Source organism: Mesocryomonas fontinalis, assembly GCF_055730125.2.
Map to the genome: position 1 here is coordinate 69,989 of NZ_JBUZWG020000001.1, position 15,375 is coordinate 85,363.

At 68.4% G+C, this 15,375-nt stretch carries 16 protein-coding genes; 5 read left to right on the forward strand and 11 right to left on the reverse strand.

All coding sequences use genetic code 11. From position 1 onward, the window contains the following. Window positions 1–84 precede the first annotated feature (84 nt). Window positions 85–750 carry a ribonuclease HII gene (gene rnhB / locus ACZL02_RS00330; RefSeq protein ID WP_472939074.1) on the forward strand — a complete coding sequence of 222 codons (666 nt, stop codon included), beginning with the start codon at window positions 85–87 and terminating at the stop codon, window positions 748–750. Window positions 751–1,041: 291 nt separating this feature from the next. Here the strand turns inward: rnhB and ACZL02_RS00335 are convergent, their stop codons facing one another. The 5 genes from ACZL02_RS00335 to ACZL02_RS00355 form a co-directional block, all read right to left on the reverse strand. Beyond that, window positions 1,042–1,524, reverse strand: a complete 483-nt coding sequence (locus ACZL02_RS00335) for a F0F1 ATP synthase subunit B (RefSeq protein ID WP_472938218.1) — start codon at window positions 1,522–1,524, stop codon at window positions 1,042–1,044. Window positions 1,525–1,535: 11 nt separating this feature from the next. After that, window positions 1,536–2,150 carry a F0F1 ATP synthase subunit B gene (locus tag ACZL02_RS00340; protein WP_472938219.1) on the reverse strand — a complete coding sequence of 205 codons (615 nt, stop codon included), beginning with the start codon at window positions 2,148–2,150 and terminating at the stop codon, window positions 1,536–1,538. 72 nt (window positions 2,151–2,222) lie between these two features. Beyond that, the gene (locus tag ACZL02_RS00345; protein ID WP_188849331.1) at window positions 2,223–2,450 is read right to left on the reverse strand and encodes a F0F1 ATP synthase subunit C; all 228 of its coding nucleotides are present in this window, start codon (window positions 2,448–2,450) and stop codon (window positions 2,223–2,225) included. Window positions 2,451–2,518: 68 nt separating this feature from the next. Further along, window positions 2,519–3,268, reverse strand: a complete 750-nt coding sequence (locus ACZL02_RS00350; protein ID WP_472934589.1) for a F0F1 ATP synthase subunit A — start codon at window positions 3,266–3,268, stop codon at window positions 2,519–2,521. A gap of 88 nt (window positions 3,269–3,356) precedes the next feature. Next, window positions 3,357–3,728, reverse strand: a complete 372-nt coding sequence (locus tag ACZL02_RS00355) for an AtpZ/AtpI family protein (protein ID WP_472934590.1) — start codon at window positions 3,726–3,728, stop codon at window positions 3,357–3,359. A gap of 181 nt (window positions 3,729–3,909) precedes the next feature. Between ACZL02_RS00355 and ACZL02_RS00360 the strand changes: the two genes are divergently transcribed. Further along, the gene (locus tag ACZL02_RS00360; RefSeq protein ID WP_472938220.1) at window positions 3,910–4,908 is read left to right on the forward strand and encodes an SDR family oxidoreductase; all 999 of its coding nucleotides are present in this window, start codon (window positions 3,910–3,912) and stop codon (window positions 4,906–4,908) included. A 114-nt stretch (window positions 4,909–5,022) separates the two neighbouring features. On the opposite strand, the gene ACZL02_RS00365 is transcribed toward ACZL02_RS00360, so the two are convergent. The 3 genes from ACZL02_RS00365 to ACZL02_RS00375 form a co-directional block, all read right to left on the reverse strand. Beyond that, entirely contained in the window at window positions 5,023–6,258 is a 1,236-nt protein-coding gene (locus ACZL02_RS00365; RefSeq protein ID WP_472938221.1) for a cell wall hydrolase, read from the reverse strand. 146 nt (window positions 6,259–6,404) lie between these two features. Further along, entirely contained in the window at window positions 6,405–7,829 is a 1,425-nt protein-coding gene (gene der, locus ACZL02_RS00370; protein WP_472938222.1) for a ribosome biogenesis GTPase Der, read from the reverse strand. A gap of 202 nt (window positions 7,830–8,031) precedes the next feature. Then, on the reverse strand, window positions 8,032–8,961 hold the full coding sequence (locus ACZL02_RS00375; RefSeq protein ID WP_472938223.1) for a tetratricopeptide repeat protein: 930 nt from the start codon (window positions 8,959–8,961) through the stop codon (window positions 8,032–8,034). A gap of 278 nt (window positions 8,962–9,239) precedes the next feature. On the opposite strand from ACZL02_RS00375, the gene ACZL02_RS00380 reads away from it, so the two are divergent. Further along, on the forward strand, window positions 9,240–11,030 hold the full coding sequence (locus ACZL02_RS00380) for an acyl-CoA dehydrogenase family protein (RefSeq protein WP_472938224.1): 1,791 nt from the start codon (window positions 9,240–9,242) through the stop codon (window positions 11,028–11,030). A gap of 47 nt (window positions 11,031–11,077) precedes the next feature. Continuing rightward, on the forward strand, window positions 11,078–11,821 hold the full coding sequence (locus ACZL02_RS00385; RefSeq protein WP_472938225.1) for a crotonase/enoyl-CoA hydratase family protein: 744 nt from the start codon (window positions 11,078–11,080) through the stop codon (window positions 11,819–11,821). 4 nt (window positions 11,822–11,825) lie between these two features. On the opposite strand, the gene ACZL02_RS00390 is transcribed toward ACZL02_RS00385, so the two are convergent. Then, on the reverse strand, window positions 11,826–12,476 hold the full coding sequence (locus tag ACZL02_RS00390; RefSeq protein ID WP_472938226.1) for a DedA family protein: 651 nt from the start codon (window positions 12,474–12,476) through the stop codon (window positions 11,826–11,828). 407 nt (window positions 12,477–12,883) lie between these two features. Here ACZL02_RS00390 and ACZL02_RS00395 point away from each other — a divergent pair, with 407 nt between their 5' ends. Beyond that, the gene (locus ACZL02_RS00395; RefSeq protein WP_472938227.1) at window positions 12,884–13,171 is read left to right on the forward strand and encodes a GIY-YIG nuclease family protein; all 288 of its coding nucleotides are present in this window, start codon (window positions 12,884–12,886) and stop codon (window positions 13,169–13,171) included. A gap of 205 nt (window positions 13,172–13,376) precedes the next feature. Here ACZL02_RS00395 and ACZL02_RS00400 read toward each other — a convergent pair whose 3' ends face one another. Then, on the reverse strand, window positions 13,377–14,606 hold the full coding sequence (locus ACZL02_RS00400; protein ID WP_472938228.1) for a class I SAM-dependent RNA methyltransferase: 1,230 nt from the start codon (window positions 14,604–14,606) through the stop codon (window positions 13,377–13,379). Further along, entirely contained in the window at window positions 14,603–15,367 is a 765-nt protein-coding gene (locus tag ACZL02_RS00405; RefSeq protein WP_472938229.1) for a TlyA family RNA methyltransferase, read from the reverse strand. Before ACZL02_RS00405 ends, ACZL02_RS00400 begins: the two co-directional genes overlap by 4 nt. Window positions 15,368–15,375: the final 8 nt, after the last annotated feature.

The following is a 15,375-nucleotide window of genomic DNA, read 5'->3' on the forward strand; positions in this document are numbered from 1 at the left end:
GGCCGGCGATGCTCGGTGCGTTCTCACCCCGGAGCGATACCGAGCCTTGTGGAGAATCGGAGAATGCGCGAGTCTGGCCGCACCATGGCTCGCCGACCCTCCGATTCTCCCGCTTCTTTGCCCACGCGCGTCGTGGTGCCGGATTTCCGCATCGAGACCGAGAGGTTCGAACGGGGCGCGCGCTTCGTGGCGGGCATCGACGAGGCGGGAAGGGGGCCGCTTGCCGGGCCCGTGGTCGCCGCAGCGGTGATCCTCGATCCTCAGCAGATCCCCGATGGGCTGAACGATTCCAAGAAGCTTGGCGCTGATGATCGCGAGCGGCTGTTCATCGACATCCTGAGGGTTGCCACGGTGTCCATCGGGTCGGCGAGTTCGGCCGAGATCGACCGCATCAACATCCGCCAGGCGACGCTTCTGGCCATGCGCCGGGCGGAAGCCGGTCTCAGCCAGCCGCCGTGCCACGCGCTGATCGACGGCAATGACGTTCCGCCGTCCCTCAGACTGCGGTCGACGGCCGTGGTGAAAGGCGATGCCCGCTGCCTGTCCATCGCCGCGGCCTCGATCGTCGCCAAGGTGACGCGGGACCGGATGATGGCGCGGGTCTGCGAGCGCTACCCCGCCTACGGCTTCAGCCAGCACATGGGCTACGGCACGCCACAGCACCTCGCTGCGCTGCTGGCGCACGGCCCATGCGTCTTCCACCGCATGACCTTCAGCCCGATTCGCCAGGGCGAGCTGCTGCTGGTCTAGGTGCTGGTGGGGGCTTCAGGTTGGCGGCGCGAGCACCCCCCTCTGGCCTGCCGGCCATCTCCCCCTCAAGTGGGGAGATCGATCATCGCCGGCACCGCGACTGCCGATCTCCCCCCTTGAGGGGGAGATGCCCGGCAGGGCAGAGGAGGGTGGGTGCCGCGCCCTGTAATCTCACAAGATTTCCAGAACTTTGCCGCGGCTGGTCGCCCATCGATCAACAGCTGAAAATTCACCCAAAACAAAAACGCCGCCCCTTTCGGAGCGGCGTTGGATCACTGCAGAAAGCTCAGCCTAGTTCAGGCGCTGGCGGACGTCGCCGATCGCCTCGTCGACGAAGCGGGTGCTTTCGGTGCCGTTCTGGCTGCGCTCGGTGAGGATGCGCGTGGCGGCGGCGATGGCGATGTCGACGGCAGAGCGGCGGACCTCGGTGATCGCGTCGGCTTCGGCCTGGGCGATCTTGGTCTCGGCCATGGCGGAGCGGCGGGTAATGTATTCCTCGCTCTTGACCCGGGCCTCTTCGAGCAGGCCGTCAGCCTCGCGCTGGGCGCCGGCAACGATCTCGCGCGCCTCGATCTCGGCGTCGTGGCGACGGCGCTGGTATTCGGCGAGCTGCTGCTTGGCTTCTTCCTTCAGCGCACGGGCTTCCTCGATGTCCGAGCGGATTTTCACCGAACGGGCGTCGAGCGCCTTGGCGATCATGCCCGGCACCTTGAAGTAGGCGACCACGAGCAGGAAGATGATGAGGGCGACGAGGGCCCAGAATGTGTTGTCCAACGCCGGTCTCCTTAGCTGCGCACGGCGCGCACGGCGCCAGCGACTTCTTCGCGCGGTACGTCGAGACGGGCGACGGCAGCGAGGATTTCAGCGGTCGCGTCCTCGGCGATGGCGCCGACATCGGCGAGCGCGCTGCGCTTGATCTCGTCGATCCGGGTCTGTGCGGCGTTGAGCTTCTCGTCGAGCGACGCCTCGGTGCGGGCGCGCTCGGCCTCGGCATCGACCTTGGCGGTGTCGCGCGCGGCGGCAGCGATGAGGTGCGAGCGCTCGCGGGCGGCGGTCAGTTCCTGCTGGTAGGCGGCCATGGCCTCGTCGGCATCGGTCTTCATCTTGCCGGCGGCGTCGAGATCTAGTGCGATCCGGTCGCGGCGGTTGTCCATGATCGCGCCGATGCGCGGCAGGATGGCCTTCTGCAGGACCCAGTAGAACAGGCCGAAAGTGATCGCCAGCCAGAGCAGCTGGGAAGGGAAATAGGTGGTGTCCATCGGCGGGAAGACGCCGGCACCATGCTCGCCGTCGCCGGCGACTTCCGTGTGTGCGCCATGCTCGACCGGAGGCTGTACTGCGATGGGAGCGGTGCCCACCGTCGGCTCTGCGGTTTGTGCCTGCGCTTCAGTGACGAACATCTGTCTCTCCGACGGAAGGAACCAGCCGCCCCATGGTCGGGGCGGCTGGGAAAACGGTCTCGACGGGTCTGATCAGACTGCGAAGAGGAGGAGCAGCGCGACCAGCAGCGAGAAGATGCCGAGCGCTTCCGTGACCGCGAAGCCGAAGATCAGGCGGCCGAACTGGCCGTCGGCAGCCGACGGGTTGCGCAGCGCGCCCGAGAGGTAGGCGGCGAACATGTTGCCGAGGCCGAGGGCCGTTCCGGCCATGCCGAAGCATGCGAGGCCGGCACCGATGTACTTTGCAGCTTCCGCGTCCATGGTAATCTCCTTTGGTGGAACGTGCGGTGGGAAGTCACGACCCCGGGGGGACGCGGCGTCTTGGGGGTTCAATGATGAGGATGGACCGCATCGTTGAGGTACATGCAGGTCAAGACCGCGAAGACGTAGGCCTGCAGGAATGCGACCAGGAATTCAAGGCCTGTGAGGGCGACCGTCATGATCAGGGGAAGGATCGCGCCGCCGATGCCGACGGCGCCGAGGGCGCCGAGCGACACCACGAAGCCGGCGAAGACCTTCAGCGTGATATGGCCCGCCAGCATGTTGGCGAAGAGACGAACCGAGAGCGAAATCGGCCGCGACAGGAACGAGATGACCTCGATCAGCACGACGAACGGCAGGATCAGCATCGGCACGCCGGTCGGCACGAAGAGCTTGAACCAGGACAGGCCGTGCTTGGCGATGCCGTAGACGACAACCGTGCCGATCACCACGATCGCCAGGGCGAAGGTCACGATGATGTGGCTGGTGACGGTGAAGAAGTAGGGGAACATGCCGAGGAGGTTGGCCACCAGCACGAACATGAACAGCGAGAACACCAGCGGGAAGAAGCGCATGCCCGACGTGCCGGCGCTGTCACGCAGCATGTTGGCGATGAACTCGTAGGACATCTCCGCCATCGACTGCGCGCGGCCGGGCACCAGGGCCTTGCCGGAGGTCGACCAGTAGAGGAAGGCCGAGGCCACCGCGACGGTCGCGACCATGTACAGCGCCGAATTCGTGAAATCGAAATGCAGCCCGCCGATTTCGATCGGCACGATCGGCTGAATCACGAATTGGTGGAGCGGATCGTTCGCCAAACTATGTAGCCCTCTTGCATCCCAGCGTCCCGTCGCCGGGCCGCATTGCCATAGCGTCTGAGGCTGCGGAGGGCAACACCCTGTTCGGTCATTCCAAAGGGCGATTCTCGCGATTTGTGGCGTCTTTCGGAACGCTGGTCGGAGCCGGGGCGGTTTTTCCGACCGATCGAAGGACGTTGAGGACGCCGGCGACGAAGCCGAGAATCAGGAAGACGATGAGGCCGAAAGGGCCGGTGCCGGCGATGCGGTCGAGGAGATAGCCGATGCCGGCGCCGGCGAGGATGCCGGCGACGAACTCGCTGGCGAGCTTCATGCCGTCGGCCGCGCCGCGCAGGCCGGTGGCGGGCGTCGGCTTGATCAGGCCGGCCTTCACCTTCTGCTTTTCCAGCTTCTCGGCCAGCGCCTCGCGCCGTGCCTGCCACTCGGCGGGGGACACCGGATCGGTTTCTCTGTCGTTCATGCCTGTCCTCGATTCGTGCAGGCATCAAGACGGCAGGTCGGGCGCGGATACAAGCCGCGCCGCCATCGCGACCCGCCTGTCCGCTCCCCCGTGGCCACGCGCCGTCGGGGCCGTACGCAGGGCCGTCGCCTGGAACCATCATCGAAGAGGCCGGCTTAGTCTCGCAACAAGGAGACCTCTCATGACCGATACCACCCGCCGCACCTTCCTCACCGGCGCAGCGCTCACCGCCGGCGCCGTCGTCACCCTCGGCGCCAGCGGCAGCGCTTCCGCGCAGCAGAGTGGCGGTGCTGCGACCGCCGCGACGCCGGCTGCGGCCGCCTATCCGAAGCCGCCCTATCCCGTGGAGATGCAGCCCTGGCCCGGCCTTGCCTCGAAGATGAACCCGCGTCCGGACCACGGCGAAACCAGCTACAAGGGCTCCGGGCGGCTCGCCGGCAAGAAGGCACTGATCACCGGCGGCGACAGCGGCATCGGCCGGGCCGCGGCGATCGCCTATGCGCGCGAGGGCGCCGACGTCGCGATCAACTACCTGCCGGTCGAGGAGCCAGACGCCAGGGAAGTAATCGCGCTGATCGAGGCCGAGGGCCGCAAGGCCGTGGCGATCCCCGGCGATCTCCGGGACGAGGCGTTCTGCCAGCGTCTCGTCGAGGAAGCTACGGAGAAGCTCGGCGGGCTGGACATTCTCGTCAACAACGCGGCCCGCCAGCAGACCCGGCCGGAGATCGCGGCGATCTCGTCGCAGGATTTCGACGACACGATGAAGACCAACATCTACGCCCCGTTCTGGCTGACCAAGGCGGCGGTGGCGCGGATGCAGGCAGGTGCCGTCATCGTGAACACCTCGTCAGAACAGGCCGGAAATCCCTCGGAGGACATCATCGACTACGCGATGACGCGCGCAGCGGTGCTGAACTTCACCAAGGGCATGGCCAAGCAGCTTGCGCCGAAGGGCATCCGCGTCAATGCGGTGACGCCGGGCCCGTTCTGGACGCCGCTGCAGGTCAGCGGCGGCGCGACGCCGGAGAAGCTGAAGACCTTCGGTAGCGATTCGCCGATGGGACGGGCCGGCCAGCCGGCGGAAATCGCCGGTCTCTACGTCGCTGCCGCCGATCCCTCGCTGAGCTTCTCGACCGGACAGATTTTTGGCGCGACGGGCGGCAACGGTCAGCCCGTCTGATCCGGAGGCTGGCGCTACACCGTACGAGTGCTCCTGAAACGAAAAAGGCCGCCCCTGATGGAGTGGCCTTTTTCGCGGGATAGCCGGAATGGTTTGTCCTGCAAGGAAGACCGGTCAGCCCCAGCCGCCGCCGAAGGTGCGGTAGAAGATATGGCGGCCGATGGTGTCGACCTTCTCCATCGCCTTCGCCCAGCGGGGGGCGACGTACGTGGCGTGATAGTGGGTCGCCGAGCCGACGTCGGCCAGCCAGATCTCGCCGCGGCTGACCTCGCCGGCGATGCGCTTGGCGACCGAGAAGGCGCGCTTGTTGGTGATGCGGTCCTTGATCCCGTCGCAGGCGAAGGAGAACTGGCAGCGGTTGCGCCAGTTCTTGTTCTGGTAAACGACGCCGCAGATCGACTTCGGATAGGTGGGGTTGCGGACCCGGTTGAGGATGACCTGCGCGACCGCGGCCTGTCCGGTCTCCGGCTCGCCGCGCGCCTCGAAATAGATGCCGTTGGCAAGGCAGGTCTGCTCCTTGGCCGAGAAGGCCTCGGCAGGCAGCGGCGTCGCCGCCCAGGCGTGGTCGTCCTTGCCGAGCGGCGGGATGAAGCCGTTGGAGCCGGGCCGCAGGATCTTGTTGAACAGCGATGCGACGGGGTTCTCCGCCTCTGGCGCCGCGCCATAGGCGAGGACGTTGGTCTCCGGAACGCTCGCGCTCCCGATCTTGCCGGCGCCATGCGCCGGGCGCGCGTCGAGCCGGGTGGTGGCGGGGTCGAGCGAGGCGACCATCACCTTCTCCTCGGGCCTCGCCACTGGCGAGCCCGCGGCTTCGAAGTTCATCGCCAGCGCGATGGTGTCGCCGCGCGTCTCCTGCCGGACGAAGGCGGTGCGCAGCTCGGCGCCGACGGCGGCGCCGGGCCGCAACAGGCTCTGCCGCTCGAGGATCGAGCCCGCGGTGAAGGCTTTCGGCGGCGCCTGCTGGGTGATCGCGAGGACGCGGCCTTCCTTCTGGTCGCGGGTGACGCGGGTCTCGTCCGGCGTCTCGGCCTCGGGGCTGCGGGAATCGACGGTGTAGAGATCGCCATTGCCGGCGCGGATGCCGGCGCCCGCAGGCATCCGGCTGCGCGCCGCCGCCCCGAAACTGATCTCGGCCTTCTCGACGGCGCCGGCGGGGGAGGGGATGAAGTAGGCCTGCCAGCGCGTTTGAGCGCGGTCACCCTCGAGGAGGCTGGTCATGTCCTGGAAGGCGACGGCCGAGGTGAGGGCCGGCACCATGGCCAGGCTGCAGCCGACGACCAGCGCAGCCCGCCGCAGAACCGGCTGCGGCCGCTGGATCGATCCGCCCTGGCGGCGCGCCGTTTTCGTCATGGGAAACCTGCTTCATCACTGAACGAAGCCGATCATCCCTCATTAACCTTGTTTCTTGGTTAACGACCCGTTGAAATCATTCGCCAATCCAGATCCGCCGGAAAACGCCGCGAGGGCGGCAATTGCCCGCCGCCCTGGAAGCGCCTTCAGGTGTACTTCTTCGCCTTGCCGGCGAACGGGTTGTCCGGCTTGCGCAGGATCAGCCGGATCGGCACGCCCGAGAGCTTGAAGGTCTCCCGCAGGCCGTTGACGAGGTAGCGCGTATAGGACGAGCCGAGCGCATCCGGACGCGTCGTCGACAGGACGAAGGTCGGCGGCCGGCTCTTGATCTGCGTCATGTACTTGATGCTGACGCGGCGCCCGGAGGCGGCCGGCGGCGGGTGGTGGCTGACCACCTTTTCCAGCCACTGGTTGAGCTTCGACGTCGAGATGCGGGTGTTCCAGATCTCGTGCGTCTTGGTGATCGCCTGCATCAGGCGCTCCAGCCCGTCGCCAGTCTCGCCGGAGACGGTGACGGCCTGGATGCCGCGGGCCTGCGGCAGCAGCCGCTCGGTCTTCTCCCGCAGATCGGCGAGCACCGCCTGCCGGTCCTCGATGAGGTCCCATTTGTTGAAGGCGATCACCGGGGCGCGGCCTTCGCGCATGATGAGATCGGCGAGCGACAGGTCCTGCCGCTCGAACGGGATGGTCGCATCGAAGACGATGACGACCACCTCGGCGAAGCGGATGGCGCGCAGCGAGTCGGCGACCGAGAGGATTTCCAGCTTTTCCTGGATCTTCGCCTTGCGGCGCATGCCGGCGGTGTCGAACATCTTCACCCGGCGGCCGCGCCAGTCCCACTCGACCGAGATCGAATCGCGGGTGATTCCAGCTTCGGGACCCGTGAGAAGCCGGTCCTCGCCGAGGAAGCGGTTGATCATCGTCGACTTGCCGGCGTTCGGGCGGCCGATGATGGCGATGCGCAGCGGCTTCGTCGCATCATAGGGCTCGACCGGCTCCTCCTCGTCGAACTCGGCGTCGTCGTCGAGGATGGTGACGTCGGCGCCGATAGGCTCTTCCTCCTCCTCGGTGAAGGCGGCCTCGCCCAGCGCGCCGACGATCGCGTCCCTGAGGTCGCCCATGCCCTCGCCGTGCTCGGCGGAGATCGGAACGGGCTCGCCGAGGCCGAGCGAGTAGGCGTCGTAGAAACCGGCGTCCGAGCCCCTGGCCTCGGCCTTGTTGGCGACGAGCAGCACCGGCTTGTTCTTGCGGCGGAGCAGTTCGCCGAAGAACGAGTCCTGCGGCGTCAGCCCGGTCTTGGCGTCGACCATGAACAGGCAGAGGTCGGCGAGGTCGATCGCCGTCTCGGTCTGGGCGCGCATGCGCGCCTCCAGCGTTTCCAAGCCGGCTTCCTCGAGGCCAGCGGTATCGACGATCTCGAATTCGAGGTCGAGCAACGTCGCGTCGCCGTTGCGGCGGTCGCGGGTGACGCCCGGCCGATCGTCGACGAGGGCTAGCTTCTTGCCGACGAGGCGGTTGAACAGCGTCGACTTGCCGACATTGGGGCGCCCGATGATGGCGATGGTGACCATGGTGGTAGTATCCGGTCCGGAACTGGAAAAAAGGCAATGCCCCCGGACCGGCGCCGGGGGCTCTGCCGTGAGTATACGGCATTTCGTCGCCCGCCGGAGGCCCCCGGGGGTGAAACCTCGGTGGGCGCTCCGGCGGACTGAGAGGGCAGCACGGTCCGGCGAAGCTTTCCGCCGGACGTCGGGGCGGCGCAGACTGCCGGGATCAGTTGGCCGGGGCGGGTGTCCCGCTGGTGGCCGGGGCCGGGCTCGCTGGGCTCGCCGGCGTATCGGCCGGTGTGGCGGGAGCGGGCGCTGTCGGTGCCGCGGGGACGGCGGCTGGCGCTTCCGCCGGCGCAGGCGTCGCCCCGGTGGGCTCAGCGGGCGTCGTCGGCATTTCCGGCACGACGAGGCTCGGGTCGAGCCCCGTGGCCGGCGCTGCGGCATCCGGCGTTGAAGGCGCGCTGCCGGCGGCAGGCAGAGCGTCGGCCGGGACCGGCTTGTTGCCGGCGGCGATCAGCTCGAGCAGAAGGCGCGTACGCAGGGCGATGCCGTTGGGCGTCGCCTGGTCGTCGCTCAGTTGCTGGAACAGGCGCTTGGCCCCTTCGAGGTCGCCGGCCTTCCAGGCGGCGAGGCCCATGGTCTCGCGCGCCGCAAAGCGCAGCGGCTCGTTGTCGCCCGACAATTGCTGGACGCGCTCGGCGACGTCCTCGACGCTGCCGGTATCGACGAGGATATAGGCCGCGCGCACCGCCGCCATGTTCCGCAGCGGTTTGGGGGCACCCGCATCGTCCGAGACGGCGTCGAAGGCGGCGATCGCGCCGGGCTTGTCGCCCTTTGCCTCGAGAACGCTCGCCGCGCGCATCCGCGCGAGATCGCGATAGGCGCCGTAGCCCTTGTCGGACAAGGTATTCAGCGCGGTGAGCGCCGCATCGTTCTGGCCGCTTGCGGCGAGGTCGAGGGCCGCGAGATACTGATCGCCGGACGCATTGGCGCGGCTGATCGAATACTGCCGCCAGGCGACATAGCCGGCGGTCGCGACGACAGCGAAGATCGCCAGCGCGATCAGCCAGCGGCCATAGCGCGCCCAGAGGACGCGCGTGCGGTCCTGGCGGATCTCTTCGTTGACCTCGCGAAAGAAACTCTCGTCACTCATTCCGGGCATCACCTTGGCAATGCGGGAGGCCTTGCCGGGCAAGGCTGCCGCATGGAAGCTTTGGCTGGCGTTCTAACGATTTCTGCTGGAAACGAAAGGGCCGGCGGGCAAACCGGCCCTGATCGCACCGGCGCGCAGCGGGCCGACGGGGCGATGCGGCGGTCGCGCGATCGACGGCTCCGCCGTGGCCGGGATCGCCGATCCGCCGCGATTGACGATTACGTCAATTGGCCGTAGCCGTGACCTCTGCAGAATGCCAGTCCTTCCGGGAGAGACGCATGTACAAGGCCCCCGTTGCAGACATCGCCTTCGCGCTGACCTCGGTCGCCGGTCTCGGCGACTCCATGCGGGACGGGCGCGTCGGCGACCTGACGCCCGACCTTCTCGACGCCATTCTGGAAGAAGCCGGGCGCTTCGCCTCCGAGGCGATCGCCCCGCTCGGCGCGGTCGGCGACCGCGAGGGCGCACGGCTGGAGGCGGGCGCGGTCACCACCCCGGCGGGCTGGAAGGCGCTCTACGCCGACTGGGCCGCGGGCGGCTGGAACGCGCTGACCGGGCCGGTGGCGCATGGCGGGCAAGGCTTGCCGGTGGCGCTCTCGGCCGCGGTCTTCGAGATGTGGAACGGCGCCTCGATGGGCTTCGCGCTCGCCCCGATGCTCACTGTCGGCGCGGTCGAGGCGATCGCCGCACACGGCTCCGAGGAACTGAAGCGCGTCTATCTCGAGAAGCTCGTCTCCGGCGAATGGACGGGGACGATGAACCTCACCGAGCCGCAGGCGGGCTCCGACCTCTCGGCCCTCAGCACCCGCGCCGAGCGGCGTGACGACGGCAGCTACCGGATCTTCGGCACGAAGATCTACATCACCTTCGGCGAGCACGACTTCACCGACAACATCGTCCACCTCGTCCTCGCGCGGCTGCCGGACGCGCCCGCGGGGGTGAAGGGCATCACGCTGTTCCTGGTGCCGAAATTCCTGGTCGGGGCGGACGGTGCGCTCGGAGCCCGCAACGACGTCACCTGCCATTCGATCGAGCACAAGCTCGGCATTCACGGCTCGCCGACCTGCACGATGATCTATGGCGACGGCAAGGGCGACACCGGCGAGGCGGGCGCCGTCGGCTGGGTGGTGGGCGAGGAGAACAAGGGCCTCGCCTGCATGTTCACGATGATGAACAATGCCCGCCTGCACGTCGGCACGCAGGGCGTCGGCATCGCCGAGGCGGCGACGCAGCTCGCGCTGGCCTATGCCAGGGACCGACGGCAAGGCCGCTCGACGCTGCTTGCCCCCGCCATGGAGCCGGCCGGCCGCATGAGCCCGATCGTCGAGCACGCCGACGTCGCCCGCACCCTGTTGACGATGAAGGCCCTGACGCAAGGCGCCCGCGCCATAACCTTCGCCTGCGGCCATGCGATCGACCGCGGGCATGGCGTGGAGGCCGGGGACGCCCGCTTCTGGAAGGAGCGCGCCAACCTCCTGACGCCGATCGCCAAGGCGTTTGCGACCGATATCGGCGTCGAGGTCGCCTCGCTCGGCATCCAGGTGCACGGCGGCATGGGCTATGTCGAGGAGACCGGTGCGGCGCGGCTGCTGCGCGATGCGCGGATCGCGCCGATCTACGAGGGCACCAACGGCATCCAGGCGATCGACCTCGTCCTGCGCAAGTTGCCGCTGTCGGAAGGCGGCGCGATCGAGGCCTATATCGCCGAGCTGTCCGAGACGGTCGCCGGCGTCCGCGCCAGCAATGCCCCGGGCTTCGGACGGACGGCCGACGCGCTGGAGGCCGCGCTCGTCGATCTCAGCGCGGCGACGGCCTTCCTGCTGCGGGCGATCGCCGGCAAGGAGACGGAAACGGCGCTGGCAGGGGCTACGCCCTTCCTGCGGCTGGCAGGCCTTGCAGCCAGTGCGGCCTATCTCGCCAAGGGGGCGCTGGTCGACGGCAGCCGCGCCGACCGCGTGGCGCTCGCCCGCTTCATGGCCGAGAACCTTCTGCCGGAGACAGCGAGCCTGCGCGTGCAGGTCGTCTCCGGCGCCGAGAGCCTTGCCGCGGCCCGCATCGCGCTGTCGTAGCCAGCCGGATCTTCCGCCGAACCACCTGCGCCTTTGAGGGGACCTGAATGAGCGAGTTCATCGAGACCAGCGTCGAGAACGGCGTCCTCACCCTCAGGATGAACCGGCCGGCCAAGAAGAACGCCATCGACCGGCCGATGTATGCCGCCATGGCCGAAGCGCTCGCCCGCGCTGATGCGGACGCGGCGATCGGCGCGACGCTGATCTGCGGGGTGCCCGGCGCCTTCTCAGCCGGCAACGACATCGCCGACTTCGTCGCCGTCGCGCTCGGCGGCGGCAGGACGGCCGAGGTGGAGGCGTTTTTGCGCGCCCTGGTCACTGCGCAGAAGCCGCTGGTCGCGGCGGTCGACGGCCTCGCCATCGGCATCGGCACGACGCTCCTGATGCACTGCGACCTCGTCTTCGCCTCCGACCGCTCGACCTTCCGCACGCCCTTCCTCGATCTCGGCCTGGTGCCGGAGGCGGGTTCCAGCCTGATCGCGCCGATGCTGATGGGGCACCAGCGGGCGTTTGCGCTGCTCGCGATGGGGGAGACCTTCGACGCCGCGGCAGCCCGCGACGCCAACCTCGTCTACGCCGTCACCGGCAGCGCGACGGTCGAGGCCGAGGCATTGTCGGCCGCACAGGCGCTGGCGCGAAAGCCGCGAGAGGCGATGCGCATCGCCCGCGACCTCATCCGCGGACCGAAGGAGACGCTGCTCCTGCGCATCGAGGAGGAAGTCCGGCATTTCGAGGAGCGGCTGTCCTCGGCCGAGGCGCGCGCGGCCTTTCAGGCTTTTATGACGCGCTGAGGATTCACGCGACGGGCGGGGAAGGCGGTGGCGCGTCGGGGGACGGGTCGCCTTCGGCCTTGGCGCTGCGGGCCTCGCGGAAGAAGCCGTAGAGCGTCGTCCCGCTGGCGATGACGAAGACCACCGCGATGCCGGCGAACACCCAGCGCCCGGCCGAGAGATAGCGCTCGACCGCGGTGCCCAAGAGATAGGCGCCGCCGCAGTAGACGCCCGACCACAGCGCCGCGCCGAGCGCGTTGTAGAAGGAGAAGCGCCACCACGGCATGTGGGCCGTGCCGGCAAGGAAGCCGCAGAGCTGGCGCAGGATCAGGATGAAGCGGGCGATCAGCACGATCGGCGGCCCGCGCTTCAGGAACCGCGCCTCGATCACCTCGATCCGCGCCCGCGGCAGCCCGACCTTGGCACCATAGCGGTAGACGAAGGGCCGGCCATAGCGATAGCCGAGGACGTAGCCGACATTATCGCCGAGCGTGCCGCCGACGAACGCCGCGAGGAACACCTCGACGATCCCCAGCCGCCCCTGGCTCGCCAGCACACCGGCCGCGATCAGCAGGCTCTCGCCGGGCACCGGCAGCCCGGAGGACTCGATGAAGATGCCGAGAAAAACGACCACGACGCCGTAGTCGGCGAGGAAGTTCATGATCTGGTCGAGCATCTTGGCTTTCGCGGGACGGGGCTGGCTCTTCTAGCAACGCGCCCGTCTCGCGGCAATGCGGGGCGGTGGGTCGCTTGCTTTGCGCCGCTCTGCGTTTCTGCGGCCTGCGCTGCTGCGGACTGAGCGGAAAACGATTTCTGGATGGTCCACCCCGCAGTCGATTTCCACGCATCGGCATGGGTCCCCGCGCTGCGCGCGAGGATGACGAGCTTTTAAGGTGCGCCGCTCCAATGCTCGTCATCCTCGGCCGCAGGCCGGGGACCCATGCCGAAGCCTCCTCACCCTCGCTTGGGCTCAGGAAGGTCCGTCCGTTCTGCTGAGAGCTTGTTTGGCCGGGTCAGCACTTAACGACCGCCAGATGCCGCATCAGGCTTGCCTTCTCCGGAGGATGCGGACTTCAATCCATTATGGCGGGGCACGTTTACATCATGGCGAGCCAGAAGCGGGGCACGCTGTACATTGGCGTCACCTCTGACCTGTCGCGCCGGGTCTATGAGCACAAGGAGGGTCTGACGCCCGGCTTCACCAGTCGGTACGGCTGCAAGCGGCTTGTCTGGTACGAGGAGTACTATGATTTTCGGGATGCGATCGTGCGCGAAAAGGCGCTGAAGAAATGGCCGCGCCAGAAGAAGATCGAACTGATCGAGGGGATGAACCCGCACTGGTCGGAGCTTTATCGCGGGATGGGGTGGTGAGTGAGTCACTCCTCCGATTGAAGTCGGCGAGCCCCGCACACCCCGCCAGTCGTCATCCTCGCGCGCAGCGCGGGGACCCATGCCGTGAGTTTGCCACCAGGACGGCGTTTCAGGACCGGTGGCCGTCGTGACCAATTTCAATGAATCGGCATGGGTCCCCGCGCATTGCGCGAGGATGACGAACTGGAGGGGCGCGGCTCTCCGCTCAGCGCTCGAACAGCGCCACGGCCTCGACGTGGTGGGACCAGAGAAACTGGTCGATCGGCGTCACCGACAGGAGCTTGAAGCCGCCGTCGATGAGGAGGCGGGCGTCGCGGGCGAGGGTGGCGGGGTTGCAGGAGACGGCGGCGACGCGTTTGACCCTGGAGAGGACGATCTCGCGCACCTGCGTCTCGGCACCGGCGCGGGGCGGGTCGAAGACGAGGCCGTCGCATTTGTTCAATTCGCGGGCGGTCACCGGGCGGCGGAACAGGTCGCGGCGCTCGGCGGTGATCTGCTTGAGGCCGGCGACGCCGCGGCGGCCCTGGTCGAGCGCCTCGAGCGCCTTGGCGTCGGTCTCGACCGCCAGCACGCTGCTCTTCGCCGCCAGGCGGAGCGCGAACGTGCCGATGCCGCAGAAGAGGTCGGCGGTGGCCTTGCAGGGGGCGAGGTGCGCGGTGACCAGCGCGGCCATGGCCTCCTCGGCGGAAGCGACGGCCTGGATGAAGGCGCCGGGGGGCGGCGAGACGGCGATGCCGCCGATCGGGATCGTCGGCTTGCGGGTTTCGACGATGATCTCGCCGTCGAGCGTCACCCGCGGGAAATCGCGGCGCAGCGAGAAGGCGAGGATCGACTGGCGCATGCTCTCGGTGAGCTTGGCGGTGTCGGACAGCGCGATGTCGAGGCCGGCGGAGGTCGACGTGACGCTCATCCGCATCGGCCGCTTGCGGTCGGCGACGATCAGCGCGAGGCCCTTCAGATCGGCGAGGCGCGCAGCGATCTCGGGCACCACCACGAGGCAGACGTTGATCTCGGCGACGCGGTTGGTCTGCTGCTCGAAGAAGCCGAAGACGATCTTGTTGCCCTCGCGCATGCCGGAGAACACCGCGCGGCGGCGGGTGTTCGGCAGGCACGGCACGAGATCCTCGACCGTGATTTCGATGCAGCTCCTCGCGAAGGCGTCGACGACGAGGTCGCGCTTGAACGCGCGATAGAGCGGCTCGCTTGCATGCTGCAGGTCGCAGCCGCCGCAGACGCCGAAGTGCGGGCACGGGGGCTCTTGGCGCTCCGGCGAGGCGTCGATGAGCGTCCCAATCGACAGCCGGGCGCCGATGCGCTCGACGGCAATCCGCTCGCCCGGCAGCGCGAAGGGCACGAACAGCGCCTCGCCGGCGGTGCCATGCGCGAGGCCGTCGCCCTTGGCGCCGAGGCTCTCGATCGTCAGTTCGAGGCTCATGCCTTGCGCCCGTGCATCAGGAACTCGTGGTTTCCGTCGCCACCCTCGATCGCCGAAGGGATCGGGTCGGAGGCGGTCCAGCCGTCCTGCTCGTTCAGCCAGGCGCTGAGCTCGGCAGCGACCGCCGGGGCCGAGTCCGGGTCACGTAGCAGGCCGTTCTTGGCGATGGCCAGGCGGCCGGCCTCGAACTGCGGCTTGATCAGGAGGATCGCGTCGGTGCCGGGCTCGGCGAGTTCCAGCGCCGGCGGCAGCGCGAGTTTCATCGAGATGAAGCTGACGTCGCAGACGAGCAGGTCGAACTGGTGTTCGCCGAGATGGTCCTCGTCGAGATCGCGCGCGTTCAGCCCCTCGATCGAGGTGACGCGTGGATTGCCGGCGATGCGCGGGTGGATCTGGCCGTGGCCGACGTCGATGGCGACGACATGCGCGGCGCCGCGGCGCAGCAGCACCTCGGTGAAGCCGCCGGTGGAGGCGCCGACGTCGAGGGCGGTGCGGCCCTCGACCGTGATGCCGAACGTGTCCAGCGCCGCCTCGAGCTTCAGCCCGGCGCGCGAGACGTAGTCGGCGGCGGGGTCGTCGAGGGTGATGACGCTTTCCGGCGGGACGTTGAGGCTCGGCTTGGTGACGGTGTGCCCGTCGACCTTGACGTGGCCGCGCAGGATCGCGTCGCGCGCTCGGGCGCGGCTTGCGGCAAGGCCGCGGTCGCTGACGAGAATGTCGAGCCGGATGCGCGACAGGTGTTGTTCTTCGGTGGAGGCCATCGCTAGCT

Coding starts and splice junctions, on each gene's coding strand:
- rnhB (WP_472939074.1), top strand. CDS start 85: ATGGCTCGCCGACCCTCCGATTCTCCCGCTTCTTTGCCCACGCGCGTC.
- ACZL02_RS00340 (WP_472938219.1), bottom strand. CDS start 2,150: ATGTTCGTCACTGAAGCGCAGGCACAAACCGCAGAGCCGACGGTGGGC.
- ACZL02_RS00345 (WP_188849331.1), bottom strand. CDS start 2,450: ATGGACGCGGAAGCTGCAAAGTACATCGGTGCCGGCCTCGCATGCTTC.
- ACZL02_RS00355 (WP_472934590.1), bottom strand. CDS start 3,728: ATGAACGACAGAGAAACCGATCCGGTGTCCCCCGCCGAGTGGCAGGCA.
- ACZL02_RS00360 (WP_472938220.1), top strand. CDS start 3,910: ATGACCGATACCACCCGCCGCACCTTCCTCACCGGCGCAGCGCTCACC.
- ACZL02_RS00365 (WP_472938221.1), bottom strand. CDS start 6,258: ATGACGAAAACGGCGCGCCGCCAGGGCGGATCGATCCAGCGGCCGCAG.
- der (WP_472938222.1), bottom strand. CDS start 7,829: ATGGTCACCATCGCCATCATCGGGCGCCCCAATGTCGGCAAGTCGACG.
- ACZL02_RS00375 (WP_472938223.1), bottom strand. CDS start 8,961: ATGAGTGACGAGAGTTTCTTTCGCGAGGTCAACGAAGAGATCCGCCAG.
- ACZL02_RS00380 (WP_472938224.1), top strand. CDS start 9,240: ATGTACAAGGCCCCCGTTGCAGACATCGCCTTCGCGCTGACCTCGGTC.
- ACZL02_RS00385 (WP_472938225.1), top strand. CDS start 11,078: ATGAGCGAGTTCATCGAGACCAGCGTCGAGAACGGCGTCCTCACCCTC.
- ACZL02_RS00390 (WP_472938226.1), bottom strand. CDS start 12,476: ATGCTCGACCAGATCATGAACTTCCTCGCCGACTACGGCGTCGTGGTC.
- ACZL02_RS00395 (WP_472938227.1), top strand. CDS start 12,884: ATGGCGGGGCACGTTTACATCATGGCGAGCCAGAAGCGGGGCACGCTG.
- ACZL02_RS00400 (WP_472938228.1), bottom strand. CDS start 14,606: ATGAGCCTCGAACTGACGATCGAGAGCCTCGGCGCCAAGGGCGACGGC.
- ACZL02_RS00405 (WP_472938229.1), bottom strand. CDS start 15,367: ATGGCCTCCACCGAAGAACAACACCTGTCGCGCATCCGGCTCGACATT.